The organism is Streptomyces sp. NPDC023838 (assembly GCF_040639555.1).
Taxonomy (GTDB): domain Bacteria; phylum Actinomycetota; class Actinomycetes; order Streptomycetales; family Streptomycetaceae; genus Streptomyces.
Window position 1 is genome coordinate 1 of sequence record NZ_JBFAAD010000021.1, and the last position, 26,495, is coordinate 26,495.

A 26,495-nucleotide genomic window follows, 5' to 3' on the forward strand; every position below is an offset into this window, starting at 1 on the left:
AACCGCCGACGTTCCCGCGCGCCGTCGATCCGCTCGAACACCCCGAAGCGCACGAAGCAGCTGCCGATGTGCAGCACATCGTGTGTCAGTTCCCCGCGCCCCTAACTACCCAGGGGCGCGGGGAACTGCGCGCTCAGCCCACCACCGGCCCGCACACAAAGACCGGGCCAAACCGTCAGCGGCCGTTGAACGCGTCCTTCAAACGGGAAAACAACCCCTGCTGCCCCGGCTGACTGTGCCCACCCGGGGGACAACCCCCGGCCCCCCGGCCGAGCCGTCCGTCAGCGGCCGTTGAACGCGTCCTTCAGACGGGAGAACAACCCCTGCTGCCCCGGCTGGAACTGGCCCAGGGGGCGTTCCTCGCCGCGCAGCTTGGCCAGCTGGCGGAGCAGGTCCTCCTGCTGCGGGTCCAGCTTGGTCGGGGTGGTGACCTCGACGTGGACGATCAGGTCGCCCCGGCCGCCGCCGCGCAGATGCGTCACACCGCGCCCGTGCAGCGGGATGGACTGGCCCGACTGCGTGCCCGGGCGGATGTCCACCTCCTCCATGCCGTCCAGCGTCTGCAGCGGCACCTTGGTGCCGAGCGAGGCCGCCGTCATGGGGAGGGTCACCGTGCAGTGCAGATCGTCGCCACGGCGCTGGAAGACATCGTGGTTGAGCTCGTGGATCTCCACGTACAGATCACCGGCGGGGCCGCCGCCGGGGCCGACCTCGCCCTCGCCCGCGAGCTGGATCCGGGTGCCGTTGTCGACACCGGCCGGGATCTTCACCGTGAGCGTGCGGCGCGAGCGGATGCGGCCGTCGCCGGCGCACTCCGGGCACGGGGTGGGCACGACGGTCCCGAAGCCCTGGCACTGAGGGCAGGGGCGGGAGGTCATGACCTGGCCGAGGAAGGAGCGGGTCACCTGGGAGACCTCGCCACGGCCGCGGCACATGTCACACGTCTGCGCCGAGGTGCCGGGGGCGGCGCCCTCGCCGGAGCAGGTCGTACAGACGACCGCCGTGTCGACCTGGATCTCCTTGGTCGTACCGAAGGCCGCCTCGTTGAGGTCGATCTCCAGGCGGATCATGGCGTCCTGGCCCCGGCGGGTGCGCGAGCGCGGGCCGCGCTGCGCCGCGTTGCCGAAGAACGCGTCCATGATGTCCGAGAAGTTCCCGAAGCCGCCCGCGCCGAAGCCGCCCGCGCCACCGCCGCCGGAGGACGACAGGGGGTCGCCGCCGAGGTCGTAGACCTGCTTCTTCTGCGGGTCCGAGAGGACTTCGTAGGCGGCGTTGATCTCCTTGAAGCGCTCCTGCGTCTTCGGGTCCGGATTCACGTCCGGGTGGAGTTCACGCGCCAGGCGCCGGAACGCCTTCTTGATCTCGTCCTGCGATGCGTCGCGGCGTACGCCCAGTACGGCGTAGTAGTCCGTGGCCACTTACGACTCCGCCAGGATCTGTCCGACGTAACGTGCCACTGCGCGTACCGCTCCCATCGTTCCGGGGTAATCCATGCGGGTCGGTCCGACCACGCCGAGTTTTGCGACGGCTTCGCCGCCCGAACCGTAGCCGACCGAGACGACGGACGTGGAGTTCAGCCCTTCATGGGCGTTCTCATGCCCGATTCGTACGGTCATGCCCGATTCCTTGGCCTCGCCGAGCAGCTTGAGGAGCACCACTTGCTCCTCCAGCGCCTCCAGCACCGGCCTGATGGTCAGGGGGAAGTCGTGTCCGAAGCGGGTGAGATTGGCGGTGCCGCCGATCATCAGCCGCTCCTCGGTCTCCTCGACCAGGGTTTCGAGCAGGGTGGCGAGCACCGTCGAAACGGTTCCTCGGTCTTCCGGCTCGAAGGACTCCGGCAGGTCCTGCACCAGCTGCGGGACGTCCGCGAAGCGGCGCCCCACCACCCGGCTGTTGAGCCGGGCCCGCAGGTCCGCCAGCGAGGTCTCGCCGAACGGCGCCGGGCAGTCCACCAGGCGCTGCTCGACCCGCCCGGTGTCCGTGATGAGCACCAGCATCAGCCTGGCCGGGGCCAGCGACAGCAGCTCCACGTGCCGCACGGTGGACCGCGTCAGCGACGGGTACTGCACGACCGCGACCTGCCGCGTCAGCTGCGCGAGCAGCCGCACGGTGCGCGCCACGACGTCGTCGAGGTCGACGGCCCCGTCCAGGAAGTTCTGGATGGCCCGCCGCTCCGGCGACGACAGCGGCTTGACGCCCGCGAGCCGGTCGACGAACAGCCGGTAGCCCTTGTCCGTGGGAATGCGCCCGGCGCTGGTGTGGGGCTGGGCGATGAACCCTTCCTCCTCCAGCACCGCCATGTCGTTGCGCACGGTCGCCGGGGAGACACCCAGCGCGTGGCGCTCGGTCAGGGCCTTCGAGCCCACCGGCTCCTCGGTCCCGACGTAGTCCTGGACGATGGCGCGCAGGACCTCAAGTCTGCGTTCACTGAGCACCGCGCACACCTCCAGCTGTCGTCCCTAGGCGCTCTGCCTGGCACTCTGTGCGTTCGAGTGCCAGCAATCCCCCGGCCAGTGTACGGCCGACCGGTACACCCCTAGCAAGGGCGGCCGCCCGTGACGCTCGCCGCGCGGTGGAGCGGCGCGGTGCGGCGGCGCGGCCGGGCGCCGTCCCCGACCGCCCGGGATAGCGTCACGGCATGGACGTCAGATGGGAAGAGTTCGGCTGGGAGCGGCTCGGCGACGGCGTGGGCCGCCGCAGGCTCCCGGGGTGGGACGCCACGGCCGGCCTGGTCGCCGGCGAGGACGCCGTCCTGCTGTACGACACGGGCTCCACCCTGCGCGAGGGCGCCGAGCTGCGCGCCCAGGCGCAGGCGCTGCTGGGTCGCCGGGTGACGCACATCGCACTCAGCCATCCGCACTTCGACCACGTGCTCGGCACGGCCGCGTTCTCGGGGGCGGAGGTGTACGGGGCGGTGGGCATCGACCGGATCCTGGACGGCGACGCGCTGCGGACCGACGCCGTCACGCACGGGGTGCCGGCCGAGCAGGCCGCCGAGGCGGCGGACCTGCTGGTGCGCCCGCACCACTTCGTGACGGGCGAGTGGACGCTGGAGCTGGGCGGGCGGCAGGTGCTGCTGGCGAACGTGGGCCCCGGCCACACGGGCCACGACCTGGCGCTCCTGGTCCCGGCCACCTCGTCCTCCCCCGAGATCGTCTTCTGCGGCGACCTGGTCGAGGAGTCCGGCGAGCCGCAGGCGGGCCCGGACGCGGTCCGCACCCGCTGGCCCGCCGCGCTCGACCGGCTGCTCGATCTCGGCGGCGAGGACGCGGTGTACGTGCCGGGGCACGGGGCGGTGGTGGACGCGGCGTTCGTACGGGCGCAGCGGGCCCAACTCGCGGCGGAATTCGGCGTGTCGTAATGGCGTACACCCATATGGGCACATGGGCCGCCCGTATTCTCATCTGAATGCGCAGCTACAGCCCGGACCTGACCCCGCCCTGGAAGAAGGGGACCCCGGCCCCCGAGGTGCCCGCCGAGCTCGACCTGGTCGTCGAGGAGGTGACGACGGGGTTCTGCGGGGCGGTGCTCCGCTGTGAGGCGGGGACGGTGACGCTGGAGGACCGCTTCGGCAAACAGCGTGTGTTCCCGCTGGAGGCGCGGGGCTTCCTGCTGGAGGGGAAGGTGGTCACGCTGGTACGCCCGCCGGCGCCCACGCCTTCGCGCCCGGCGCGCACGGCCTCGGGCTCCGTGGCGGTGCCGGGGGCACGGGCGCGGGTCGCACGCGCGGGGCGCATCTACGTCGAGGGCCGCCACGACGCGGAGCTGGTGGAGAAGGTGTGGGGCGACGACCTGCGGATCGAGGGGGTCGTCGTCGAGTACCTCTCGGGCATCGACGACCTCCCCGCGATCGTCGCGGACTTCGCACCCGGCCCCGACGCGCGCCTGGGCGTCCTGGTCGACCACCTGGTGCCCGGCTCCAAGGAGTCCCGGATCGCGGCGGCGGTCACGGGCGAGCACGTGCTGGTGGCGGGGCATCCGTACATCGACGTGTGGGAGGCGGTGAAGCCGGCGTCGGTGGGGATTGCCGGGTGGCCGGTGGTGCGGCGGGGCGAGGACTGGAAGACGGGGGTGTGCCGGGCGCTCGGGTGGCCGCCCAACACGGGGGCGGCGTGGCAGCGGATCCTGTCCCGGGTCCGCTCCTACCGGGATCTGGAGCCGGAGCTGCTGGGCCGGGTGGAGGAGCTGATCGACTTCGTGACGGCCCCGGTCGCGGGCCCCACCCCGCCCCTTCCCTGAACCCCCCGGGGGCGGGGGTGGGCGAGGGGAAGGGGGTTTTCCCGGGGCTGCGCCCCCGGCCCCCCCAGCGGGGGCTTCGGCCCTTGCACCCCCAGCGGGGCTACGCCCCCGCACCCCGGATGCAGAACCCGCACCCGCTGCCCCGCTCAAGGAGACGGATCCCGTGACCCCAGGTGTCGCCGCGCGCGAGAGCTGCCGCGAGAGCTACTACGAGCGGACGGGCGCGTGCTCCTACAAGCCCACCGCCCACGCGGGCGGCGCCTGGAACGCCGACGAGCAGCACTTCGCCCCGCTCGCGGGGCTCGTCGTGCACGCCGTCGAGCGGCACCTCGCGGCGCGGCCGGGGCGTCTCGTCCTCGCGCGGATCAGCTACGACATCCTCGGCCGGATCGCGCTGGACGAGTGCGAGATCACCGTCGAGACCGTGCGGCCCGGCCGGACCATCGAGCTGCTCGAAGCGACCGTGACCATCGCCGGCCGCCCCGTCGTCCGCGCCCGCGCCTGGCTGCTGGCGTCGCTCGACACCTCGGCCGTCGCCGACAGCCCCCACGAGCGGCTCCCCGCCCCCGAGGAGCTCACCGCCTGGGCGATGGACGAACAGTGGAGCGGAGGGTACGTCTCGTCCCTCGACGTCCGCCGGGTGCCTCCGGCCCGCAAGGGGCGCACCGCGGCCTGGATGTCCTCGCCCCACGACCTGGTCGCGGGCGAGCCGAGCAGCGCCCTCGCCTCGTACATCGCGCGCGTGGACACCGCGAACGGCATCGCCGTCCAGCAGGACCCCACCGCGTGGATGTTCCCGAACCTCGACCTGACGATCCATCTGCACCGGCAGCCGGAAGGGCCGTGGACGGGGCTGGACACCACCGTCTCCTTCGGCCCGTCCGGACAGGGGCTCACCAGCACCGTCCTGCACGACCTGCGCGGACCCGTCGGCCACGCCGAACAGATCCTCACGGTCCGCCCGCTGGCCGGTGGCTGAAGCAGGAGGCCCGCGGCTCAGTCCACCAGGTCCCGGACGACCCCGTCCGCCAGCAGCCTGCCCCGCAGCGTCAGCACCGCCTGCCCCTCGTCGTACGGACCCGGCTCCAGCAGGCCGTCCGCCAGGGCGCGGCGGGACGCCGCCAGGCCCGCGGGGCGCAGCAGGGACAGGGCGCAGCCGTCGCGGAGGCGGAGCTCCAGGAGGATGCGTTCGACCCTGCGGTCCTCGGGAGCGAGCACCTCACGGCCCGCCCCCGGCGTGCGCCCGTCCGCCAGCGCCGCCGCGTACACCCCGGGGTGCTTCACGTTCCACCACCGCACGCCCCCGACGTGGCTGTGCGCCCCGGGCCCCGCGCCCCACCAGTCCGCGCCCCGCCAGTACAGCTCGTTGTGGAGGCAGCGGCCCGCCTCCGTGGTGGCCCAGTTGGACACCTCGTACCAGTGGAAGCCCGCCGCCGCCAGCACCGAGTCCGCGATCAGATAGCGGTCCGCGTGGACGTCGTCGTCCGTCATCGGGACCTCGCCCCGGCGGATCCGGCGCGCCAGCTGGGTGCCCTCCTCGACGATCAGTGCGTACGCGGAGATGTGGTCCGGGCCCGCCCCCACCGCCGCAGCCAGCGACTCCCGCCAGTCCTCGTCCGTCTCCCCGGGCGTCCCGTAGATCAAGTCCAGGTTGACGTGGTCGAAGCCCGCCGCCCGCGCCTCCGCGACACACGCCTCGGGCCTGCCCGGCGTGTGCGTGCGGTCCAGGATCTTCAGGACGTGCTGCTTGGCGCTCTGCATGCCGAAGGAGACCCGGTTGAAGCCCCCGGCGCGCAGCTCCTCCAGATAGGCCCGGTCCACCGACTCCGGGTTCGCCTCCGTCGTCACCTCGGCGTCGTCCGCCAGGCCGAATTCGTCGCGTACGGCGGCCAGCATGCGCACCAGGTCGGCCGCCGGGAGCAGCGTCGGGGTGCCGCCGCCGACGAAGACCGTACGGACCGGGCGGGGGTCGTCCCCGAGCACCTTCCGGGCGAGGCGGATCTCGTCGGTCAGCGTGGAGGCGTAGTTGTCGCGGGACGCCAGGACGCCGCCGGAGCCGCGCAGCTCGGTGGCGGTGTACGTGTTGAAGTCGCAGTACCCGCAGCGCGTGGCGCAGTAGGGAACGTGCAGGTAGAAGCCGAGCGGCCGCTCCCCCGCGCCCTCCAGGGCGGAACCGGGCAGCGCCCCGTCCTCGGGCATGGGCTCACCATCGGGCAGTACGGAAGGCATGACCCCATTGTCCGCCACCGGGGAGCGCCCCCTCACCGCACGCCCGCGCCGACGCCCCCGAGCCCCCCGCGACCCACGCCCCCCGGGTCCCGCCGACCCGCACGCCCACGCCGGCGTGCGAGCGCCCCGCGACCCGCCCCCCGGGGCCCCGCCGACCGCCCGAGGTCACCGCGCCTGGAGCACCAGCAGCGCCAGGTCGTCCTCCGGCGGCGTCGTCCCGAACGCGTACACCGCCCGTTTGACGCTCGCCGCGACGCCCGTCGCCGTCATCCCCACGCACCCCGCGAGCACCGCCGCGAGCCCGTCGCCGTCGTCGAACATATGCCGCCCGGAGCGGCGCTCGGTCACCCCGTCCGTGACGCACAGCAGGGTGTCCCCGGGCAACAGCCGGAAGCTCTCGCTCTCGTACGCCGCGCCCTCCACCACGCCGATCAGTACCTGCGGCACCGCCGCCGCCCGCACCGATCCATCGGGCCGCAGCAGCAGCGGCAGCGGGTGCCCGGCGCTGGCCAGGGTGCACAGGACGCCGCCGCCCTGCTCCTGCGGGACCGGCACCAGCTCGCCGTAGAGGAGGGAGAGGAAGCGTGCCTGCGGGCCCTCGGTCACCTCGCGGCCGCCCGCCGCCGCGACCATCCGGGCGGCCGCCTCCGCCGCCTCGACCCCGTCGTCGACGAGCAGCTTGTTGAGGCGGTCGAGCACGTCGTGCACCGCGTACCCCTCGCGGGCGAGCAGCCGCAGCCAGGGCCGGACCAGACCGGTGACGACCGCCGCCTCGGGGCCGCTGCCCTGGACGTCGCCGAGCGCGAAGCACCAGCGGCCGTCGGCGCCGGGGAACAGGTCGTAGAAGTCGCCGCCCGCCACCCCCTCGCCGCTGGGCTGGTAGACCAGCGCGCTGTCGACGCCGGGGATCTCCGCCACGCTCGCGGGCAGCAGTCCGCGCTGGAGCACCCGGCTGATGGTGACCTGGCGGGTGTACTGGCGGGCGGCGCCGATCGCCAGCGCCACCCTGCGTACGAAGTCCTCGACCAGACCGGTGACCTCGTCGGGGATGCGTGCCATCCCGGCCCGCCCCAGCATCAGCACGCCGACGGCCCGGCCGCCCGCCACCATCCGGTACGCGAGCGCCGCCCCGTCGCCGTCCCGCGGGCCCGGCCACGGCATCGGGACCGGGCCGCCGCGCGCCGACTCCGGCAGCCGGGGCGGCTCCTTCTCCAGGACCGCCCGCAGCTCCTCGATCCCGGACTCGCGGGCGTGCCACACCCGGGCGAGCCGGGGCTCTCCGGCCGGGCCGCCGGCCTCCGGGTCGAGCCAGATCGCGCACCAGTCGCAGAGCCGGGGCACCAGGAGCTGCCCGGCGAGCGCCGCGATCATGTCCTCGTCGAACTGGCCCGCCAGCAGGTCGGAGGCCTCCGCCAGGAAGGAGAGGGCGCCCCGGTTCACCCAGTCGCGGTCCTGCCCCAAGGGGGCGCCGCGCGGCGGGGTGGCCAGTATCCCGGCGGCGCGCAGGCCGCGCTGGAGCCGCTCGTCGGCGTCCGGGTCCCCCTCGACGCGGGAGGCGTCCTCCACGTCGAGGAGCAGCCGCGCCCACACCGTCTTCAGGCCGGTGCGGTAGGTGATCCCCCAGCACTCGGCGAGCGCGGCCACCAGGTGCAGGCCCCGCCCGTACTCCGGCGCGCCCGGCTCGCGCACCCCGCGCGGCTCGTTGCGTACGACCCGGGAGGGGTGGTGGTCGGAGACCTCGATCACCACCGCGGCCGGCTCGTCCCCGGCGGCCGGCTCCAGGCGGCAGACCAGCTCGACGGTGGTGCCGGCGTGCACCACGGCGTTGGTGACCAGCTCGTTGACGAGTGTCGCCGCGTCGTCGGCGGCCCGGTCGTCGAGCCGCGCGGCGCCGGGCGCCCCCTGCGCCGTCCAGTCGGCGAGCGCGGCCCGCACGAAGCGGCGGGCGGCGGACGGCGCGAGCGGGTTGCCGGGCAGACTGGTGCGGGCGGCGGACCCGGTCCCGCGCTCCGGCGCGTCCGGGGAAGGCGCCGGGCGGAGCGGGCGGTTCACGCTCTCCCGCTGCGTTGGAATGGACCCCACGGTGCGGCTCCCGATCGGTTCTCACATTGCGCACCTCATGACACCGACAGAGTGACAGACTGAGCGGGCCCATAAGCGCCGAGTCACTGAAGTGGGCCGAGATGAACAGAGACAGTGCCGTGCCGCCCGGGGACGGGGAGTGGATCCGCGCGCTGGAGTTGCGCCCGTTGCTGGCCGCGATGACCGCGCTGCGCGACGGCGACTTCGGCGTACGGCTGCAGGAGACCCACGAGGGCATGCCCGCCGAGCTGGCGGCGATCTTCAATCAAGTGGCCGTGCGCAACCAGCACTTCACGGACGAGCTGCTGCGGGTGCGCCGCGAGGTCGTGCGGCACGGACGCCTGGACGAGCGGCTCTCCGCGAGCCCAGGACAGGGCGCCTGGACGGCGGGGGTGGCGAGCGCGAACACGCTGATCGACGCCCTGGTCGTACCGGCGGCGAACGCGACGCGCGTGCTGGACGCGGTGGCGGGCGGCGATCTGACCCAGCGGGTCGATCTCCACGACGGGAACCGCCAGTTGCGCGGCGATCTGCGCCGGCTCGGCCGGGCCGTCAACAAGATGGTGGACCAGCTCTCCCTCTTCACCGGCGAGGTGACCCGGGTCGCCCGCGAGGTCGGCACCGAGGGGCGGCTGGGCGGTCGCGCCAAGGTGCAGCGGCTGAGCGGCAGTTGGCGGGACGTGACCGAGGCCGTCAACACCATGGCCTCCCGGCTGACCGCCCAGGTCCGCGACATCGCCGCGGTGACCACGGCGGTGGCCCGGGGCGATCTGACCCGTACGGTGACGGTCGAGGCGACCGGCGAGCTGCTCGAACTGAAGCTCACCGTGAACACGATGGTCGACCAGCTCTCCGCCTTCGCGGACGAGGTGACCCGGGTCGCCCGCGAGGTCGGCACCGAGGGCCGACTGGGCGGCCGTGCCCAGGTCCGGGGCGTCTCGGGGGTCTGGAAGGACCTCACCGACAACGTCAACTTCATGGCGTCGAACCTCACTTCGCAGGTCCGCAACATCGCCCAGGTGACGACGGCCGTCGCCAACGGCGACCTCTCGCAGAAGATCACCGTCGACGCCCAGGGCGAGATCCTGGAGCTCAAGTCGACCATCAACACCATGGTCGACCAGCTCTCCGCCTTCGCCGACGAGGTCACCCGGGTCGCCCGCGAGGTGGGAACCGAGGGGAATCTGGGCGGGCGGGCCCAGGTCCGGGGGGTCTCCGGGGTCTGGAAGGACCTCACCGAGAACGTCAACTTCATGGCCGACAACCTCACCTCCCAGGTCCGCAACATCGCGCTCGTCTCGACGGCGGTGGCCCAGGGCGACCTCGGCAAGAAGATCACGGTCGAGGCCAAGGGCGAGATCCTGGAGCTGAAGAGCACCATCAACACCATGGTCGACCAGCTCTCCGCCTTCGCCGACGAGGTCACCAGGGTCGCCCGCGAGGTCGGGACGGAAGGCAACCTCGGCGGCCAGGCGCAGGTGCGGGGCGTCTCCGGGGTCTGGAAGGACCTGACGGACAACGTCAACTTCATGGCGTCGAACCTCACTTCGCAGGTCCGCAACATCGCCCAGGTGACGACGGCCGTCGCGAACGGCGACCTCTCCAAGAAGATCACCGTCGACGCGCGCGGCGAGATCATGGAGCTCAAGGACACCGTCAACACGATGGTGGAGCAGCTGCGCGCCTTCGCGGACGAGGTGACCCGGGTCGCCCGCGAGGTCGGCACGGACGGGCGGCTCGGCGGCCGCGCCCAGGTCCTCGGCGTCTCCGGGGTCTGGAAGGACCTCACCGACAACGTCAACTACATGGCCGACAACCTGACTTCGCAGGTCCGCAACATCGCCCAGGTGGCGACGGCGGTGGCCCAGGGCGACCTCTCCAAGAAGATCGACGTGGACGCGCGCGGCGAGATCCTGGAGCTGAAGACCACCATCAACACCATGGTCGACACGCTCTCCTCGTTCTCCTCCGAGGTCACTCGGGTCGCCCGCGAGGTCGGCTCCGAGGGCCAGCTGGGCGGCCAGGCCCGGGTCGAGGGCGTGTACGGCACGTGGAAGCGCCTGACCACCAACGTCAACGAACTCGCCCTCAACCTCACCACCCAGGTCCGCGCGATCGCCGAGGTGGCCTCGGCGGTCGCCCAGGGCGACATGTCCCGCTCGATCACCGTGGAGACCCGGGGCGAGGTCTCCGAGCTGAAGGACAACATCAACCTGATGGTGTCCAACCTGCGCGAGACGACCCGCGCCAAGGACTGGCTGGAGTCCAATCTGGCCCGGCTCGCGGGCCTGATGCAGGGCCACCGCGATCTGATGGAGGTCGCGGACCTGATCCTGCGCGAGCTGACCCCGCTGGTGAACGCCCAGTACGGCGCGTTCTTCCTGGCCGACCCGGACAACGAGGGCACCCCGTCCCGTACGACGTCGACGACCAAGGGGCTCGCCTTCATCGCGGGATACGGCTCGGCGCAGGGCGCGACCGTCGACACCACCGGCATGCCGGGCCACGGGCTGGTGCGCCAGGCGGCCCTGGAGAAGAAGCGGATCCTGCTCGAAGAGGCGCCGCCGGACTACATCAAGATCAACTCGGGTCTGGGCGAGGCGTCCCCGGCCAGTGTCGTGATCATCCCGATCCTCTTCGAGGACAAGCTCCTCGGCGTGATCGAACTGGCCTCCTTCTCCCGCTTCTCCGACGTCCACCTGGCCTTCTTCGACCAGTTCGTGAACACCATCGGCGTCGCCATCAACACCATCATCGCCAACTCCCGTACGGAATCGCTGCTCAGCGAGTCCCAGCGACTCGCCATCCAGCTCCAGGAGCGCTCGGACGAACTCCAGCGCCAGCAGGCCGAGCTGCAGCGCTCCAACGCCGAGCTGGAGGAGAAGGCGGCGCTGCTCGCGACCAGCTCCCAGTACAAGTCGGAGTTCCTGGCGAACATGTCGCACGAGCTGCGCACCCCGCTCAACTCGCTGCTCATCCTGGCCCGGCTGCTCTCCGACAACCCGGACGACCGCCTCTCCGACCAGGAGGTCCAGTTCGCCGCCACGATCCACCGCTCCGGCTCCGACCTGCTCCAGCTGATCAACGACATTCTGGACCTGTCGAAGATCGAGGCCGGCCGGATGGACGTACGGCCCAAGAAGCTGCCGCTCATCAAGGTGCTCGACTACGTCCACGCCACCTTCCGCCCCATCACCCTCGACCGGGGCCTCGCCTTCGAGGTCGCGGTGGGCGAGGACGTGCCGCGCGAGATGTACTCGGACGAGCAGCGGCTCCAGCAGATCCTGCGCAACCTCCTCTCCAACGCGATCAAGTTCACCTCCTCCGGCCGCGTCGAGCTCCGCGTCAACCGGATCAAGGACCCGGACAACGGGGTGCTGGGCGGCACGGACGACCTGATCGCCTTCGCGGTCACCGACACGGGCATCGGCATCGCGCCGGAGAAACTCCCGGTGATCTTCGAGGCGTTCCAGCAGGCCGACGGCACGACCAACCGCAAGTACGGCGGCACCGGCCTCGGCCTCTCCATCAGCCGCGAGATCGCGGGCCTGCTCGGCGGCCGGATCATCGCCGAGAGCGAGCCGGGCAACGGCTCCACCTTCACCCTGTACGTGCCGGTGCGCTACCCCGGCCATGTGACGGGCGAGCCCGACCAGCCCCCGGAGCTCACCGTCGAGGCGGCCGGGCCGGTCGCCGCCGAGCACGTGCTGCTGCCCGACCAGGACGACGCCTGGCCGACCACCACCAGGCTGGAGCAGTGGAAGGAGGGCCGGGCGGGCCAGGTGCTGCCGGGGCGGCGGGTACTGATCGTCGACGACGACATCCGCAACGTCTTCGCGCTCACCCATGTGCTCGGCCGGGTCGGGATGCCCGTGCTGTACGCGGAGAACGGCCGCGAGGGCATCGAGACCCTGGAGCGCAACCCGGACGTCGAGCTGGTGCTGATGGACATCATGATGCCCGAGATGGACGGGTACGAGACGATCGAGGCCATCCGACGCAGCCCCCTGTGGACGGAGCTGCCCATCGTCGCCCTCACCGCGAAGGCGATGCCCGGCGACCGCGAGAAGTCGATCGCCCAGGGCGCCAACGAGTACGTGCCCAAGCCCGTCGACGTGGACCGGCTGCTCACCGTCGTCTGCGGCCTGCTCGACCCGGACGGCGAGGGCGGCGGGCTCCCGGAGAGCGTGCCTCCGGAGAGCGGGCCCCCGAAGAGCGTGCCTCCGGGGAGCGTCTCCGTACCGAAGCAGTCGAGCGGCCCCGGGGAGCCCGCCACGGCTCCGCCGACCACGTGAGGCGACACGATGAGGACAGCGGGATCACCCGGCTACCGGGAGAGCGAGCGGACGGACGAGCGGGCGAGCATCCTCCTGGTCGACGACATGGAGGACAACCTGGTCGCCCTGGAGGCCGTCCTCGGACCGCTCAACGAGCCCCTGGTACGGGCGCGTTCGGGCGAGGAGGCGATGAAGGCGCTGCTGCGACAGACGTTCGCGGTGGTGCTGCTCGACGTGGGCATGCCGGGCATGGACGGCTTCGAGACCGCGACCAACATCAAACGGCTCGACCAGACGAAGAACGTGCCGATCATCTTCCTGACCGGCACGGAGGGCGACAGCGGCTATGCGTTCCGGGGGTACGCCACGGGGGCGGCGGACTTCCTCACCAAGCCGTTCGACCCCTGGGTGCTGCGGGCCAAGGTCACGGTGTTCCTGGAGCTGCACCGCAAGAACCGCCAGCTGGAGCGGCTGCTCGCGCGCGAGCAGAAGCAGCTCGGCGAGATCGCCCGACGGCTGGCGGCGATCGAGAACGAGCTGGCGCGCGGGAACCCCGCCGGGGCGGGCGACCTGCGCGACCAGCTGACGTCCCTGGAGGAGATCATCCGGGAGATGAGACGGGGACGGGGCTGAGCACGCCCCGTACCGGCGCGCGGCAGCCCTCAGCCGCGCCCCGCATCCCGTACCGGCGCGCGGCCGATCTCGACCACGCCCCGCTTCCCGTACCCGCTACGCCTCCCGCGACCCCGAGTACATGTCCTCGATCAGCGCCTTGTACTCGCGCTCCACCACCGGGCGCTTCAGCTTGAGGCTCGGCGTCAGTTCGCCGTGCTCCACGTCGAGGTCACGCGGCAGCAGCCGGAACTGCTTGATGGTCTGCCAGCGCTGCAGGCCCTCGTTGAGGCGCTTCACATAGCCCTCGATGAGCGCCACCGTCTCCTGGTTGGCGACCACTTCGGCATACGACCCGGTGACCCCGTGGTCCTTCGCCCAGCCCAGGATCGCGGGCTCGTCGAGCGCGATCAGCGCGGTGCAGAAGTTCCGGTCGGCGCCGAGCACCAGGATGTTGGAGACGAACGGGCACACCGCCTTGAACTGGCCCTCGACCTCGGCCGGCGCGATGTACTTGCCGCCCGACGTCTTGATCAGGTCCTTCTTGCGGTCGGTGATCCGCAGATAGCCGTCGGGCGAGAGCTCGCCGATGTCGCCGGTGTGGAACCAGCCGTCCGACTCCAGCACCTCGGCGGTCTTCTCGGGCAGGTTGTGGTAGCCCTCCATGATGCCGGGGCCGCGCAGCAGGATCTCGCCGTCGTCGGCGATGCGCACCTCCAGGCCGGGCAGCGGCTTGCCGACCGTGCCCGTGCGGTAGGCCTCGCCCGGGTTCACGAAGGAGGCGGCGCTGGTCTCGGTGAGCCCGTACCCCTCCAGGATGTGGATCCCGGCGCCGGAGAAGAAGAAGCCGATCTCGGGCGCGAGCGCGGCCGAGCCCGAGACAGCGGCGCGCAGCCGCCCGCCGAACGCGTCACGGATCTTCGCGTACACCAGCGCGTCCGCGACCTTGTGCTTGGCGGCGAGGCCGAAGGGGGCGCTCGCCCGGCCGGTGCGCCGGAAGTTGTCCTGGGTGACCTTGGCGTACTCCCGGGCGACCTCGGCCGCCCACTGGAAGATCTTGTACTTGGCGCCGCCGGCCTCCCGCGCCTTGGCGGCGACCCCGTTGTAGACCTTCTCGAAGATGCGGGGCACGGAGGCCATGTAGGTCGGCTGGACCACCGGCAGATTCTCGATGATCTTGTCGACCCGGCCGTCGACGGCCGTGACGTGGCCGACCTCGATCTGCCCGGACGTCAGCACCTTGCCGAAGACGTGCGCGAGCGGCAGCCACAGGTACTGCACGTCGTCGCTGCTGATCAGCCCGGTCGCGGCGATGGCCTTGGCCATGTACGACCAGTTGTCCTGCGGCAGACGCACGCCCTTGGGGCGGCCGGTCGTCCCGGAGGTGTAGATCAGCGTGGCCAGCTGGGTGGAGGTGATCGCCGCGATCCGCTCCTTGACCGCGTCCGGGTTCTTCTCCAGATACGCGGCGCCGCGCGCCTCCAGCTCGGCGAGGGTGAGCACCCAGCCCTCGGGGTCGCTCTCCACGGGCTCGGCGCCCGCCGCGTCGAAGACCACCACGTGCTTGAGCTCCGGCAGCTCCGGGCGGCGCTCGCGCGCCTTGGCCAGCTGCGCCGCGTTCTCCGCGAAGAGCACCCGGCTCTGGGAGTCGCTCAGGATGTACGCCGACTCCTCTGCGTTGGTCTGCGGGTAGATGGTGGTGGTCGCGCCGCCCGCGCACATCACGCCGAGGTCCGCGAGGATCCACTCGACGCGGGTGGAGGAGGAGAGCGCCACGCGCTGCTCGGAGGTCACGCCCAGATCGGCGAGCCCGGCCGCGATCGCGTAGACCCGCTCGGCGGCCTGCCCCCAGCTCAGCGACTTCCACTCGTCCGGACCCTGGCCGTCGGCGGCCGGGACCGGATGGCGATAGGCCTCCAGGTCAGGAGTGGCCTCCACGCGCTGGACGAAGAGGGCCGCCACGGACGGTGGGCGGTTCTCGATCAAGGTCTGTGTGTCGCTCACGACGTCCTCCGGGCTGGCCTGCGGCAGGGCTGCGGCTGCTTCTTGTTTAACTGGCGAGTAACCATCGGGCCGTGATCAGAGTAGAGCGCTCCCGCCCGGCGCGTAAGGGGCAGTGGAAGCGGGTTTCATAACGAACGGACCCAAGGAACAGACCCAACGAACGGACCCCCACTCCGAAGAGCGGGGGTCCGTCGTGGCGCGGGCTACTCGCCAGTCACTTCTTCTTGCTCGCAGACTCGTCGCTGGACAGCACCGCGATGAAGGCCTCCTGCGGAACCTCCACGGAACCGACCATCTTCATCCGCTTCTTGCCCTCCTTCTGCTTCTCCAGCAGCTTCCGCTTACGGGAGATGTCACCGCCGTAACACTTGGCGAGGACGTCCTTGCGGATGGCGCGGATGGTCTCGCGGGCGATCACCCGGGAGCCGATCGCGGCCTGGATGGGCACCTCGAAGGCCTGCCGGGGGATGAGCTCGCGCAGCTTGGCGACGAGCCGTACACCGTACGCGTACGCCGCGTCCTTGTGGGTGACGGCCGAGAACGCGTCGACCTTGTCGCCGTGGAGCAGGATGTCGACCTTGACGAGGCTGGCGGACTGCTCGCCGGTGGGCTCGTAGTCGAGCGAGGCGTAGCCCCGGGTCTTGGACTTCAGCTGGTCGAAGAAGTCGAAGACGATCTCGGCCAGCGGCAGCGTGTAGCGGATCTCGACACGGTCCTCGGAGAGGTAGTCCATGCCGAGCAGGGTGCCGCGACGGGTCTGGCAGAGCTCCATGATCGAGCCGATGAACTCGCTGGGCGCGAGGATCGTGGCGCGCACGACCGGCTCGTACACGTCCGAGATCTTCCCCTCGGGGAACTCACTCGGATTGGTGACGGTGACTTCCTTGCCGTCCTCCAGGACGACCCGGTAGACCACGTTCGGCGCGGTGGCGATGAGGTCGAGCCCGAACTCGCGCTCAAGGCGCTCACGGATCACGTCGAGGTGGAGCAGCCCGAGGAAGCCGACGCGGAAACCGAAGCCCAGCGCGGCCGAGGTCTCCGGCTCGTACACCAGCGCGGCGTCGTTCAGCTGCAGCTTGTCGAGGGCCTCGCGCAGGTCCGGGTAGTCCGACCCGTCCAGCGGATACAGACCCGAGAAGACCATCGGCTTCGGGTCCTTGTACCCGCCGAGCGCCTCGGTGGCGCCCTGGTGCAGGGAGGTGATGGTGTCACCGACCTTGGACTGCCGCACGTCCTTCACACCGGTGATGAGGTATCCCACCTCACCGACGCCCAGCCCGTCGGCGGGCAGCATCTCCGGCGAGTTGGTCCCGATCTCCAGGAGCTCGTGGGTGGCGCCGGTGGACATCATCCGGATCCGCTCACGCTTGTTGAGCTGACCGTCGACGACACGGACGTACGTGACGACGCCCCGGTACGAGTCGTAGACCGAGTCGAAGATCATCGCGCGGGCGGGGGCATCGGCCACGCCGACGGGCGCGGGCACGTCGCGCACCACGCGGTTGAGCAGCGCGTCCACGCCGACACCGGTCTTGGCGGAGACCTTCAGTACGTCCTCGGGCTGGCACCCGATGAGGTTGGCCAGCTCCTCGGCGAACTTCTCCGGCTGGGCGGCGGGAAGGTCGATCTTGTTGAGCACGGGAACGATGGTGAGATCGTTCTCCATCGCCAGGTAGAGGTTGGCGAGGGTCTGCGCCTCGATGCCCTGAGCGGCGTCGACGAGGAGGACGGTCCCCTCACAGGCGGCGAGCGACCGCGACACCTCGTACGTGAAGTCCACGTGCCCCGGGGTGTCGATCATGTTCAGGATGTGCGTGCGGCCTTCGTCGGGTCCCTCGGTGGGAGCCCAGGGCAGCCGCACGGCCTGACTCTTGATCGTGATGCCGCGCTCACGCTCGATGTCCATGCGGTCGAGGTACTGAGCGCGCATCTGCCGCTGCTCGACCACACCGGTCAGCTGGAGCATCCGGTCGGCAAGCGTGGACTTGCCGTGGTCGATGTGCGCGATGATGCAGAAATTGCGGATCAGAGCCGGGTCGGTACGGCTCGGCTCGGGCACGTGGGGAGGAGTCGCGGGCACGCAGGGTCCTGATTCTTGAGACGCCGGGCGTCTCGTCTCGGGCGATGTCGGATCGATACGTAGCCCCCATCGTCCCATGGGAACGGGACTGCGCTCGGTTTGGGCCGCCAGGTGGACGGCTGGTAACCTGGGCAGCTGTGCCTCGTCTGCCCTCTCAGCGGCGAGTGTCACAACCATCTGATACATCGAACCTGAAAAGGCTCTTTCGTGGCGAACATCAAGTCCCAGATCAAGCGGAACAAGACCAACGAGAAGGCGCGCCTGCGTAACAAGGCCGTCAAGTCCGAGGTCAAGACCGCGATCCGCAAGGCCCGCGAGGCTGTCCTGGCCGGCGACGTCGAGGCGGCCGACACGGCTGTCCGCACCGCCTCCAAGAAGCTGGACAAGGCCGTCAGCAAGGGTGTCATCCACAAGAACGCCGCCGCCAACAAGAAGTCGGCGCTGGCCACCAAGGTTGCCGCCCTCAAGGCTGCCTGAGCCCGCCTGCCCATGTGACCGGCCCCCGGGCCGCTCACCTGGCCGGCCTGGCCAGTCGCCTCGTGGCTGACCACTTGATAGACCACCGGAAGGGACCCAGCGGGCCCTCTCATCCGCTCCCTCCCCGGTACCTGCACCACCGCCGCACGCGGCCTGCGTTCGCCACGCGGGTGCGGCGAACAGCTTGATCAGCTGAACAGATCGATCGGTTGAACCGCTTGATCGATTGAACCGCTTGATCGATTGAGCAACTTGATCGGTTGAACAGCTTGAACAGCTTGATCAGTTTGCGCGAGACCCCGTTTCCGTCCGGCTGGGCGGGGGCGGGGTTTTGTGTTGGGGGGGCGCGGGGGGGCCGCAGGCCCCGCTTTAGGGGGGCGCGGGGAACTGCGCGACCAGCTCCCGCCGGGCCGCAGACGAACGGGGGCCAGGGGCGGAGCCCCGTTGGTTTAAGGGGCGCGGGGAACTGCGCGACCAGCCAAGAGCGGCCCGCAGACGAACGGGGGGCGGGGGCGGAGCCCTGAAGCGGGGTGCAGGGGCCGCAGGCCCCGCGAGGGGGTCCGGGGGCGGAGCCCCCGGGAAACCACCTCCACCCCCACCCACCCCCGGAGGGTTTAGGGAAGGGGCGGGGAGGGGCTCACCGCCGAGGCGAACTCACCGCCGACGCGGGGCTCACCGCCGAGCCCGAGCCGCCCGAGCCACCGCGACCACCGCCTTCTCCAGGGCGTACTCCGGATCGTCCCCCCCGCCCTTCACCCCCGCATCCGCCTCAGCCACCGCCCGCAGGGCGAAAGCGACCCCATCCGGCGTCCACCCCCGCATCTGCTGCCGCACCCGGTCGATCTTCCACGGCGGCATCCCCAGCTCCCGCGCGAGATCGGCGGGCCGCCCGCCCCGGGCCGACGACAGCTTCCCGATCGCCCGCACCCCCTGAGCCAGCGCACTCGTGATCATCACCGGCGCCACCCCGGTCGACAGCGACCACCGCAGCGCCTCCAGCGCCTCCGCAGCCCGGCCCTCCACCGCCCGGTCCGCGACCGTGAAGCTCGACGCCTCCGCCCGCCCGGTGTAGTAGCGCCCGACGACCGCCTCGTCGATCGTCCCCGCCACGTCCGCGCACAGCTGCGACACCGCCGAGGCCAGCTCCCGCAGATCGCTGCCGATCGAGTCGACCAGCGCCTGGCACGCCTCGGGCGTGGCCGAACGCCCCAGCCCCCGGAACTCCGACCGCACGAACGTCAGCCGCTCCGCCGGCTTCGTCGTCTTGGGACACGCCACCTCCCGCGCCCCCGCCTTGCGCGCCGCGTCGAGCAGCCCCTTGCCCTTGGCGCCGCCCGCGTGCAGCAGCACGAGCGTGATCTCCTCGGCAGGCGCATCGAGATACGCCTTCACATCCTTGATCGTGTCCGCCGACAGATCCTGCGCGTTCCGTACGACCACGACCTTGCGCTCGGCGAACAGCGAAGGACTCGTCAACTCGGCCAGCGTGCCGGGCTGCAGCTGGTCGGAGGCGAGGTCGCGCACATCGGTGTCGGCGTCGGCGGCCCGTGCGGCCGCCACCACCTGCTGCACGGCGCGGTCGAGGAGCAGGTCCTCCTGGCCCACGGCGAGCGTGAGAGGAGCGAGCGGATCGTCGGTGGAATTCTTCCTGGTGGCCATCGCCGTCCAGCATCCCACGCCCCACTGACAGCCCCGGGCACACCCGACGGCGGCCGTTCCCCCTCACCCCTCCCCGTACCGGAGAATGTCCAGGTGAGCGATGTGACCCGACACGTACTCGTGCTGCCCGACCGCGACGCCGCCGACGAGGTGGCCGAGGAACTCCCCGCCCGCTTCGGCGTGGCCCACGAACCCCAGCTCGTACGCGACGCCCTGGCCGGCGAGGACGACGCCGAGGACGCCCAGTGGCTGGTCGTGATCGAGGACCCGGACCACCGCCTCGACCCGGCGGCACTGAACGACCTCGCCGAGGAGTACGAGGGCTGGCTGGAGGCACCATAGACGGGCGGCGCGGGCCGGACCGGGGCCGAGCCGGGGCCGGGGCCGGGCCGTGGCCGAGGCCGAGGGGGGCGCGGCTGAGCGCGGGAGCGGGACGGCACGGCGCGGGACGACACGGCACAGCGCGGCACAGCGCGGCACAGCGCGGCGCGGCACGGCGCGGGACGGCGCGGCGCGGCACGGCGACCGGGCAGAGCCTGATCCAGGGCGGGATCATCCCGCCATGGGCACCTCGTTCGGCAGGACCTTGGGCACGACCTGGATGTCCATGTCGATGGAGATCGACGACCCGATCTCCGCGATCCCCCGCGCCAGCATGGTCTGCGGACTGCCACGGGCGACGCCGGTGCGATGCCCTGGGCGACCACCGGATCCCTCCGAGAGGGGGCCGCGCGCCATGCCGGTTCGCGCCCACCGCCCCCTCCACGCGGCCCGGCCCCGCCGCACCCGCCCGCACCCGTCAGCGCCCGCCCTCATGGCCCACGCCCCAGCGGCACCGCCGTCAACCCGCCCTCCGCCCCGCTCCCCCTCCCGGTCACCGCGATCGCGCCGTCCGTGTCCGTACGCAGCACCCGCGCCCCGAACCCCGCGAGCAGGGCCACTGTGGTGGCCGCCGGGTGGCCGTACGGGTTGCCCCTCCCCGCCGAGATCAGCGCCAGTCGGGGGCGGATCGCGCGCAGCAGAGCCGGGTCCTGGTGCGCCGAGCCATGGTGGGCGACCTTGAGGACGTCCACCGGCGGCAGCTCGGGGTGCGCCCGCAACAGGGCCTGCTGGGCGGGTGGTTCGAGGTCCCCGGGGAGCAGCAAGGTCAGCCCTCCGGTCCGGACGAGCAGGGTGACACTCGCGTCGTTCGGCCCGTCCGGCGTGACCGTCGGCGGAGGCAGCGGCCACAGCGCCTGCCAGGAGAGGCCGCCCACCGCACGCCGCTCCCCCGGCTCCACCGGGACGACCGGCACCCCCGCCCGCGCGGCGGTCCTCCGCACGAACCGGGCCTGTTCCGGCGGTTCTTCGAACGTCGTCGTCTCGATCACCCCGACGGCCCGGCCCCGCAGCACCCCCGCCAGTCCGGCCACATGGTCGGCATGGAAGTGGGTGAGCAGGAGCAGCGGAATCCTGCTGACCCCCAGCGCCCTGAGGCACCGGTCGGCCGGAACGGGGTCGGGCCCCGTGTCGACCACCACCGCCGTCCCCTCACCCGCCGCCAGCACCGTGGCGTCCCCCTGCCCGACGTCGCACATCGCGAACGCCCAGCCCGGCGGCGGCCAGCCGGTGATGATCCTGGTCAGCGGCGCGGGCCGCACCACGGCGAGCAGCAGGAGCACCGCACACCCGGCGGCAACCCATGGATGGCGGGGCAGCCGTCTGGCCAGGAACACCGCGCCCACAGTGACCCCGGCGAGCAGGGCTCCGCCGCCCCACCCGCCCGGCCACCCCGACTGCGCCCCCGGCAGCGCCGCCCCGGTCCGGGCGATGTCCGCGATCCACCCCGTCGGCCACCCCGCACACCGGGCCAGCGACTCCGCGACCGGCATCGCGACCGGCGCCACCGCCAGAGTCGCGAACCCCAGCACCGTGGCCGGGCCCACCGCCAGCTCCGCCAGCAGGTTGCACGGGACGGCCACCAGGCTCACCCGGGCCGCGAACACCGCCACCACCGGCGCGCACACCGCCTGCGCCGCACCCGCCGCCGCCAGCACCTCCGCGAGCCTGCCCGGCACGCCGCGCCGCCGCAGCGCCTCGCTCCACCCCGGGGCGATCGTGAGCAGCGCCCCCGTGGCCAGGACGGAGAGGAGGAACCCGTAACTCCCCGCCAGCTCCGGTGCGTACAGCACCAGGACCAGGACGGCGGCGGCCAGCGCCGGGATCAGCGATCTGCGGCGGCCCGTGGCGACGGCGAGCAGCGTGACGAGCCCGCAGGCCGCCGCGCGCAGCACGCTCGGCTCCGGCCGGCACACCACCACGAACGCGACCGTGAGCACCCCGCCGAGCAGCGCCGTCATCCGCAGCGAGATGCCGATGCGCGGAGCCAGACCGCCCCGCTCGGCCAGCGAGGCCCGGCCGGGCGGTCCGATCAGCAGCACGAGGACGATCACCAGGTTGCTGCCCGAGACGGCCATCAGATGCGTGAGGTCGGTCGCCTCGAAGGCGTCCCGCAGCTCGGGCGTGACCCGTGAGGTGTCCCCGACGACCAGCCCCGGCAGCAGCGCCCGGGCGTCCGGGCTCAGCCCGTCGGTCGCTTTCCGCAACCCGGCCCGCAGCCCACCCGCCGTACGCTGCAGGGCGGTTGGCTCGCCCACGACCTGCGGCGCCGCCCGGGCGGGCACCCGCACCACGGCGGCCGACCATGTGTCATCCGGTCTCGGTGGCGCGAGCCGGGCGGACACCCGCAGCCGTGTCGAGGGCAGCAGCCGCTGCCACGATTCGGGGGCGATCACCAGAACCGGCGTCCGCACCCGGCTGCCGCCGCCACCCGTTCCGCCGAGCCGGGTGACCACCGCCTGGATCACCACCGACCCCCCGCCCCACGCCGCCCGCGCGGCGCGGACCGGCCTCGGGTCGGAGGCCAGGGTCAACTCGACCTCGGCGTGCGCGTATTGCCGCGCGAGGCCGGGAACCGGTCCCTGCCGCGCCTCCGCCACGTGCAGCGCGCTCGCGGTGGCTCCGGCGGCCGCGCACAAAAGTACAGCGGCGACGGCGACCCGGTTGGCCCACCAGGGCCCGGCTCGATGATCCGGGGGCGCGGGCAATGCGGTACCGGGCCTGGCTCTGGCCCCGGCAAGGACGCCGCCACCTGCGGCACGACCGGGCCCAGCCCCGGCCCCGGCACCAGCCCCGGCACCAGCCCCGGCACCAGCAAGGCCGTTGCCGCGTCCGGCACGGCCGGGCCGAACGCCGCTCCCCCAGTGCCGAATCGACGGCCCCAGCAACACCCCCGCCACCACCAGGAACGCCACGGTCCCCCAAACCACCCACCCCACAGGAGCGTTGAGCGCCACTGCGGCAGCAGCCCAGGCACCGATTGCGGGTGGGACCAGGCGGAAGTCCGGCGGGCCCTCCTGGTGGGGGTTCGCGGCACCGAGCGCGCTGCCGGACGCGGCGTGGACCACGGGGCGGTTCATGGCCGCACCAGGGGGCGGAGGTCTTCGAACCGGCGGTCACCGATCCCATTGACCTCCCGCAACTCGTCGACGGACCGGAAACCGCCGTGCTGGGCGCGGTAGTCGACGATGTGCTGGGCGAGCACGGGCCCCACCCCCGGCAGTGCGTCCAGCTGATCCACCGTGGCGGAGCTCAGACTGACCGGCGTCCCCGCCGCCGCGCCCGCCCCGGCGCTCCCGCCGCCGGCCATCGGCGCGGCCCCGCCCGGCACCGCGCCGGGGACGCCCACGACCACCTGCTCGCCGTCCATGAGCACCCGCGCCCGGTTGAGCCCGGTGAGGTCCACCCCGTCCCGCGCCCCGCCCGCCGCAGCCAGCGCGTCCGCGACCCGGGACCCCGGCGGCAGCCGGTGAATCCCCGGTCGCCGCACCTTGCCGCTGACGTCGACCACGATGCCCCCGCTCGGAGAAGCCCCGGGCGCCCCGCCCACCCCGTTCGCCATGACCGGGCTCTGACCAGGGCTCGGACCAGGGTTTGGACCAGGGTTGGGACCAGGACTCGGCCCGGGGCTGACCGCCCGCACCGGGGGCGCCGGTGCCGTCACCCTCTCCGGGGCGCGCACGGGCTCGGGCCGCCCCGCCCAGAAGTGCTGCACGGCGAACCCCACCGCCACAATCAGCACCACGCTCAGCGCGGCCAGACTCCTCGGCGTGAGCCCGCACCGCGCCTGCACCCACACGGGCAGCCGCTCCCGCAGCGCCGCCCAGGCCCGCTCCCGTACACCTGGAAACCCAGCCCCAGCGGCCACAGTTGACGACCTCGGCGCTGGGGCAAGGTCAACACCGCGGGCGAAGCCAGGGTCGGCATCAGGGATCGGATCGCGGAACAGGCGCCCGGGCGGTGCCGCCGAAGGCGGGCCCAGCGCGGGCGGATCTGTCAGCGCGGGCGGCTCAATCGACGGGCGCGGATCTGTCGACGAGGGCGGATTTGTCGACGAGGACGGATCTGTCGACGAAGGCGCCGGGAGCAGCGCCTCCGCCCGCCGTCGCGCGGCCGTTCCGGCGGAGGCACGGACCTGGGCGCCGCGTGGGCGACGACCGTGACCATGGCGGGCACGGCCGTCCGAACCCGGAGCGCGGCCCGGCCCGCTCGTTGCGATGCGTGGTGATCGGATAGCCATGCCACGACGGTAGGCAGCTTCGGTCGACCCCGCTGAGCAGGCCCAATTCCCGTGGATAACCCAGCGGTTGTGGATATCTCCGTCACCCGTACGGGTAGCTCACGCCGTCGCGGCGGACGTCCTCAGCACCCGTAAGCAGATCGCTGCTCTCGACGCACGGCCCCGGCGCCAGCCAGCGGATCCTGGTCCTCGACGTACGGCCCCGGCGCCAGCCAGCGGCTCCCGGTCCCCGACGCACGGCCCGGGTCGGCAGACCACGACACACAGCCGGCGCCCAGCCAGCCACCAGCCCGCCACACGTCCCGCCGCACCTCCCACCACCAGCCTCAGCGCGGCGAAACCACCGCTCCCAGCAACCCGGGCCCCGTGTGCGCCCCGATCACGGCGCCGACCTCGCTGACATGGAGGTCCGCCAAGCCCGGCACGCGCTCCCGCAGCCGTTCCGCGAGCGTCGCCGCGCGTTCGGGCGCGGCGAGGTGGTGCACGGCGATGTCCACGCTGCTCGTCCCGGCCCGGTCGACGACGATCTCCTCCAGCCGGGCGATGGCCCTTGAGGCCGTGCGCACCTTCTCCAGCATCTCGATGCGGCCACCGTCCAGCTGGAGCAGCGGCTTGACCGCGAGCGCCGAGCCCAGCAGCGCCTGCGCCGCCCCGATCCGGCCGCCCCGGCGCAGATAGTCGAGCGTGTCCACGTAGAAGAAGGCGGAGGTGCCCGCCGCGCGCTTCTCGGCCGCCGCCACCGCCTCGTCGAGCGACCCGGCCGCCTCGGCCACCTCCGCGGCCGCCAGCGCGCAGAAGCCCAGGGCCATCGCGACCATCCCGGTGTCCACCACCCGGACCGGCACCGGCGCGCCCTTCGCCGCCAGCACGGCGGCGTCGTAGGTACCCGAGAACTCGGCCGACAGGTGCAGTGAGACGATCCCGGTGGCACCGGCTTCGGCCGCGGCCCGGTAGGCGGCGGCGAACACGTCGGGGCTGGGCCGCGAGGTGGTCACGGAGCGGCGTTTCTGCAGGGCCAGGGCGAGCGAGCGGGCCGAGATCTCGGTGCCCTCCTCCAGCGCCTGATTGCCGAGGACGACGGTCAGCGGCACCGCGGTGATGCCGTGCCGCTCCATCGTCTGCGGCGGCAGGTAGGCCGTTGAATCGGTGACGATCGCGACATGGCGGGACATGAGCGGGAGGTTACCCGCCGGGGCCGCCACACGGCAGCCCGGCCCCGGTCCGGCCCCGGTCCGGCCCCGCTCCGACCCCGCTCCGCCCCCGGTCCAATGATCGGTTCGGACCTGCCTTGACCGGTTCGGACGTGCGCCCGCGCTCGGGCGGCGGCGGCCGTCACCGACCCTCAGGCCCCGTTCCCACCCTGCCCCTGCCCCTGCCCCTGCCCTGCCCCTCAGGACCCGTTTCCACACTTCAGCCGCTTCAGGCGCTTCAGCCGCTTCAGTTCGTCGTCTCCGGCTTGGCCGTCTTCTGCCAGGGATAGGCGGGCGCGGGCCTGGCCGCGGCGAGCGCCTGCGCGGTCGGGGTGTCGGCCGCCGTCCCGGCCGGTGCGGCGGGGGCCGGATCGGCTATCCCGCCCGGCACCCCCGTGGTCGGCCCCTTGGTCGCCCAGTCCCGCAGCGCCCCCGACTCGACCTCGATCTCCGCGCTCAGCGCCGCCAGGTCGTCGTCGGCGAACTGCCGGGCCCGGTCGCGGGCCGCCCAGCGCAGCGAGTCCGCCGCGTGCGTGATCCGCTCCGTACGCTCGCGCAGGTCCGCCATCCGCTCGCCCACGCGCCCCTTGTCGGGCTCGCGCTCCAGGCGCTTGAGTTCGTCGTCCAGCTCGTGGCCATGGCCGCTGAGCCGCTCGAAGAGGCTCAGCGACTCCTTCAGGGACTCGTCCTGCTCCACGCGTGCGTGCAGCGAGTCCTGGGTGGCCCGCATCGAGGTGCGCAGCGAGAGCCTCAGCTGTGCGAGCTCTCCGGCCACACCGACCTGGCCCATGCTCTTGGCGCGGAGTGTCGTGTCCTCGACGGCCTTGCGGGCCTGCGTGACCGTGCGTTCCACTCCGCGCTTGGCGGCGCCGACCGCCTTCACCGCCAGGTATACGCCCAGCACGACGAAGGCGACCAACGACAGTGCCAGGATCGCGATCGCGGCTTCCATGAACGTCCCCTCGGTGTCGTTCGGCTTCCCTCCACCGTAAACGGAGCGGGCAGGCTGGTGGTTCCCTCGGAACCCC

The 26,495-nt window shown here is 72.5% G+C and carries 19 protein-coding genes; 8 read left to right on the top strand and 11 right to left on the bottom strand.

The annotated features are described in order from the left end of the window. Nucleotides 1-233 (top strand): hypothetical protein (locus AB0G17_RS23965; RefSeq protein ID WP_361386348.1); only part of this gene is annotated, 233 nt, incomplete at its 5' end. A 48-nt stretch (nucleotides 234-281) separates the two neighbouring features. Here AB0G17_RS23965 and dnaJ read toward each other — a convergent pair. Then, nucleotides 282-1,418 (bottom strand): molecular chaperone DnaJ, encoded by a 1,137-nt coding sequence (gene dnaJ / locus AB0G17_RS23970; RefSeq protein ID WP_361386351.1) that lies wholly within the window; start codon nucleotides 1,416-1,418, stop codon nucleotides 282-284. Beyond that, nucleotides 1,419-2,435 carry a heat-inducible transcriptional repressor HrcA gene (gene hrcA / locus AB0G17_RS23975; RefSeq protein ID WP_101388258.1) on the bottom strand — a complete coding sequence of 339 codons (1,017 nt, stop codon included), beginning with the start codon at nucleotides 2,433-2,435 and terminating at the stop codon, nucleotides 1,419-1,421. Nucleotides 2,436-2,638: 203 nt separating this feature from the next. On the opposite strand from hrcA, the gene AB0G17_RS23980 reads away from it, so the two are divergent. From AB0G17_RS23980 to AB0G17_RS23990, 3 genes are all read left to right on the top strand, one after another. Next, the gene (locus AB0G17_RS23980) at nucleotides 2,639-3,361 is read left to right on the top strand and encodes an MBL fold metallo-hydrolase (RefSeq protein ID WP_361386355.1); all 723 of its coding nucleotides are present in this window, start codon (nucleotides 2,639-2,641) and stop codon (nucleotides 3,359-3,361) included. Nucleotides 3,362-3,408: 47 nt separating this feature from the next. Continuing rightward, nucleotides 3,409-4,239 carry a DUF3097 domain-containing protein gene (locus AB0G17_RS23985; RefSeq protein ID WP_361386357.1) on the top strand — a complete coding sequence of 277 codons (831 nt, stop codon included), beginning with the start codon at nucleotides 3,409-3,411 and terminating at the stop codon, nucleotides 4,237-4,239. 163 nt (nucleotides 4,240-4,402) lie between these two features. Next, nucleotides 4,403-5,218, top strand: coding sequence for a thioesterase family protein (locus AB0G17_RS23990; protein WP_361386360.1), 816 nt, complete (start codon nucleotides 4,403-4,405; stop codon nucleotides 5,216-5,218). Between the two features lie 17 nt (nucleotides 5,219-5,235). Here the strand turns inward: AB0G17_RS23990 and hemW are convergent, their stop codons facing one another. Then, nucleotides 5,236-6,468: a radical SAM family heme chaperone HemW gene (gene hemW, locus AB0G17_RS23995; protein ID WP_361386363.1), complete on the bottom strand. Its 1,233-nt coding sequence runs from the start codon at nucleotides 6,466-6,468 to the stop codon at nucleotides 5,236-5,238. A 165-nt stretch (nucleotides 6,469-6,633) separates the two neighbouring features. Then, entirely contained in the window at nucleotides 6,634-8,520 is a 1,887-nt protein-coding gene (locus tag AB0G17_RS24000) for a SpoIIE family protein phosphatase (RefSeq protein ID WP_361386366.1), read from the bottom strand. Nucleotides 8,521-8,651: 131 nt separating this feature from the next. Between AB0G17_RS24000 and AB0G17_RS24005 the strand changes: the two genes are divergently transcribed. Together AB0G17_RS24005 and AB0G17_RS24010 are read left to right on the top strand one after the other, a co-directional pair. Then, a complete protein-coding gene (locus AB0G17_RS24005; RefSeq protein WP_361386369.1) occupies nucleotides 8,652-12,845 on the top strand; it encodes a HAMP domain-containing protein in 4,194 nt (1,397 codons plus the stop codon). Nucleotides 12,846-12,854: 9 nt separating this feature from the next. Next, a complete protein-coding gene (locus AB0G17_RS24010) occupies nucleotides 12,855-13,460 on the top strand; it encodes a response regulator (protein WP_361386372.1) in 606 nt (201 codons plus the stop codon). A gap of 96 nt (nucleotides 13,461-13,556) precedes the next feature. Here AB0G17_RS24010 and AB0G17_RS24015 read toward each other — a convergent pair whose 3' ends face one another. Next, nucleotides 13,557-15,443 carry a long-chain fatty acid--CoA ligase gene (locus AB0G17_RS24015; protein WP_361386375.1) on the bottom strand — a complete coding sequence of 629 codons (1,887 nt, stop codon included), beginning with the start codon at nucleotides 15,441-15,443 and terminating at the stop codon, nucleotides 13,557-13,559. 214 nt (nucleotides 15,444-15,657) lie between these two features. Then, on the bottom strand, nucleotides 15,658-17,523 hold the full coding sequence (lepA, locus tag AB0G17_RS24020; RefSeq protein ID WP_361386378.1) for a translation elongation factor 4: 1,866 nt from the start codon (nucleotides 17,521-17,523) through the stop codon (nucleotides 15,658-15,660). 207 nt (nucleotides 17,524-17,730) lie between these two features. Here lepA and rpsT point away from each other — a divergent pair, with 207 nt between their 5' ends. Next, nucleotides 17,731-18,000 carry a 30S ribosomal protein S20 gene (rpsT, locus tag AB0G17_RS24025; RefSeq protein ID WP_101388267.1) on the top strand — a complete coding sequence of 90 codons (270 nt, stop codon included), beginning with the start codon at nucleotides 17,731-17,733 and terminating at the stop codon, nucleotides 17,998-18,000. A 672-nt stretch (nucleotides 18,001-18,672) separates the two neighbouring features. Here the strand turns inward: rpsT and holA are convergent. Then, on the bottom strand, nucleotides 18,673-19,659 hold the full coding sequence (holA, locus tag AB0G17_RS24030; RefSeq protein ID WP_361386381.1) for a DNA polymerase III subunit delta: 987 nt from the start codon (nucleotides 19,657-19,659) through the stop codon (nucleotides 18,673-18,675). Nucleotides 19,660-19,752: 93 nt separating this feature from the next. On the opposite strand from holA, the gene AB0G17_RS24035 reads away from it, so the two are divergent. Continuing rightward, nucleotides 19,753-20,001 carry a hypothetical protein gene (locus AB0G17_RS24035; RefSeq protein WP_361386384.1) on the top strand — a complete coding sequence of 83 codons (249 nt, stop codon included), beginning with the start codon at nucleotides 19,753-19,755 and terminating at the stop codon, nucleotides 19,999-20,001. A 470-nt stretch (nucleotides 20,002-20,471) separates the two neighbouring features. On the opposite strand, the gene AB0G17_RS24040 is transcribed toward AB0G17_RS24035, so the two are convergent. The 4 genes from AB0G17_RS24040 to AB0G17_RS24055 form a co-directional block, all read right to left on the bottom strand. After that, complete coding sequence (locus tag AB0G17_RS24040; protein WP_361386387.1) at nucleotides 20,472-23,117, bottom strand: ComEC/Rec2 family competence protein; 2,646 nt, start codon at nucleotides 23,115-23,117, stop codon at nucleotides 20,472-20,474. Further along, entirely contained in the window at nucleotides 23,114-23,599 is a 486-nt protein-coding gene (locus tag AB0G17_RS24045; RefSeq protein ID WP_361386390.1) for a helix-hairpin-helix domain-containing protein, read from the bottom strand. Before AB0G17_RS24045 ends, AB0G17_RS24040 begins: the two co-directional genes overlap by 4 nt. Nucleotides 23,600-24,603: 1,004 nt before the next feature. After that, nucleotides 24,604-25,449, bottom strand: coding sequence for a DegV family protein (locus AB0G17_RS24050; protein WP_361386393.1), 846 nt, complete (start codon nucleotides 25,447-25,449; stop codon nucleotides 24,604-24,606). A 265-nt stretch (nucleotides 25,450-25,714) separates the two neighbouring features. Then, nucleotides 25,715-26,419, bottom strand: a complete 705-nt coding sequence (locus AB0G17_RS24055; RefSeq protein WP_361386396.1) for a hypothetical protein — start codon at nucleotides 26,417-26,419, stop codon at nucleotides 25,715-25,717. Nucleotides 26,420-26,495: the final 76 nt, after the last annotated feature.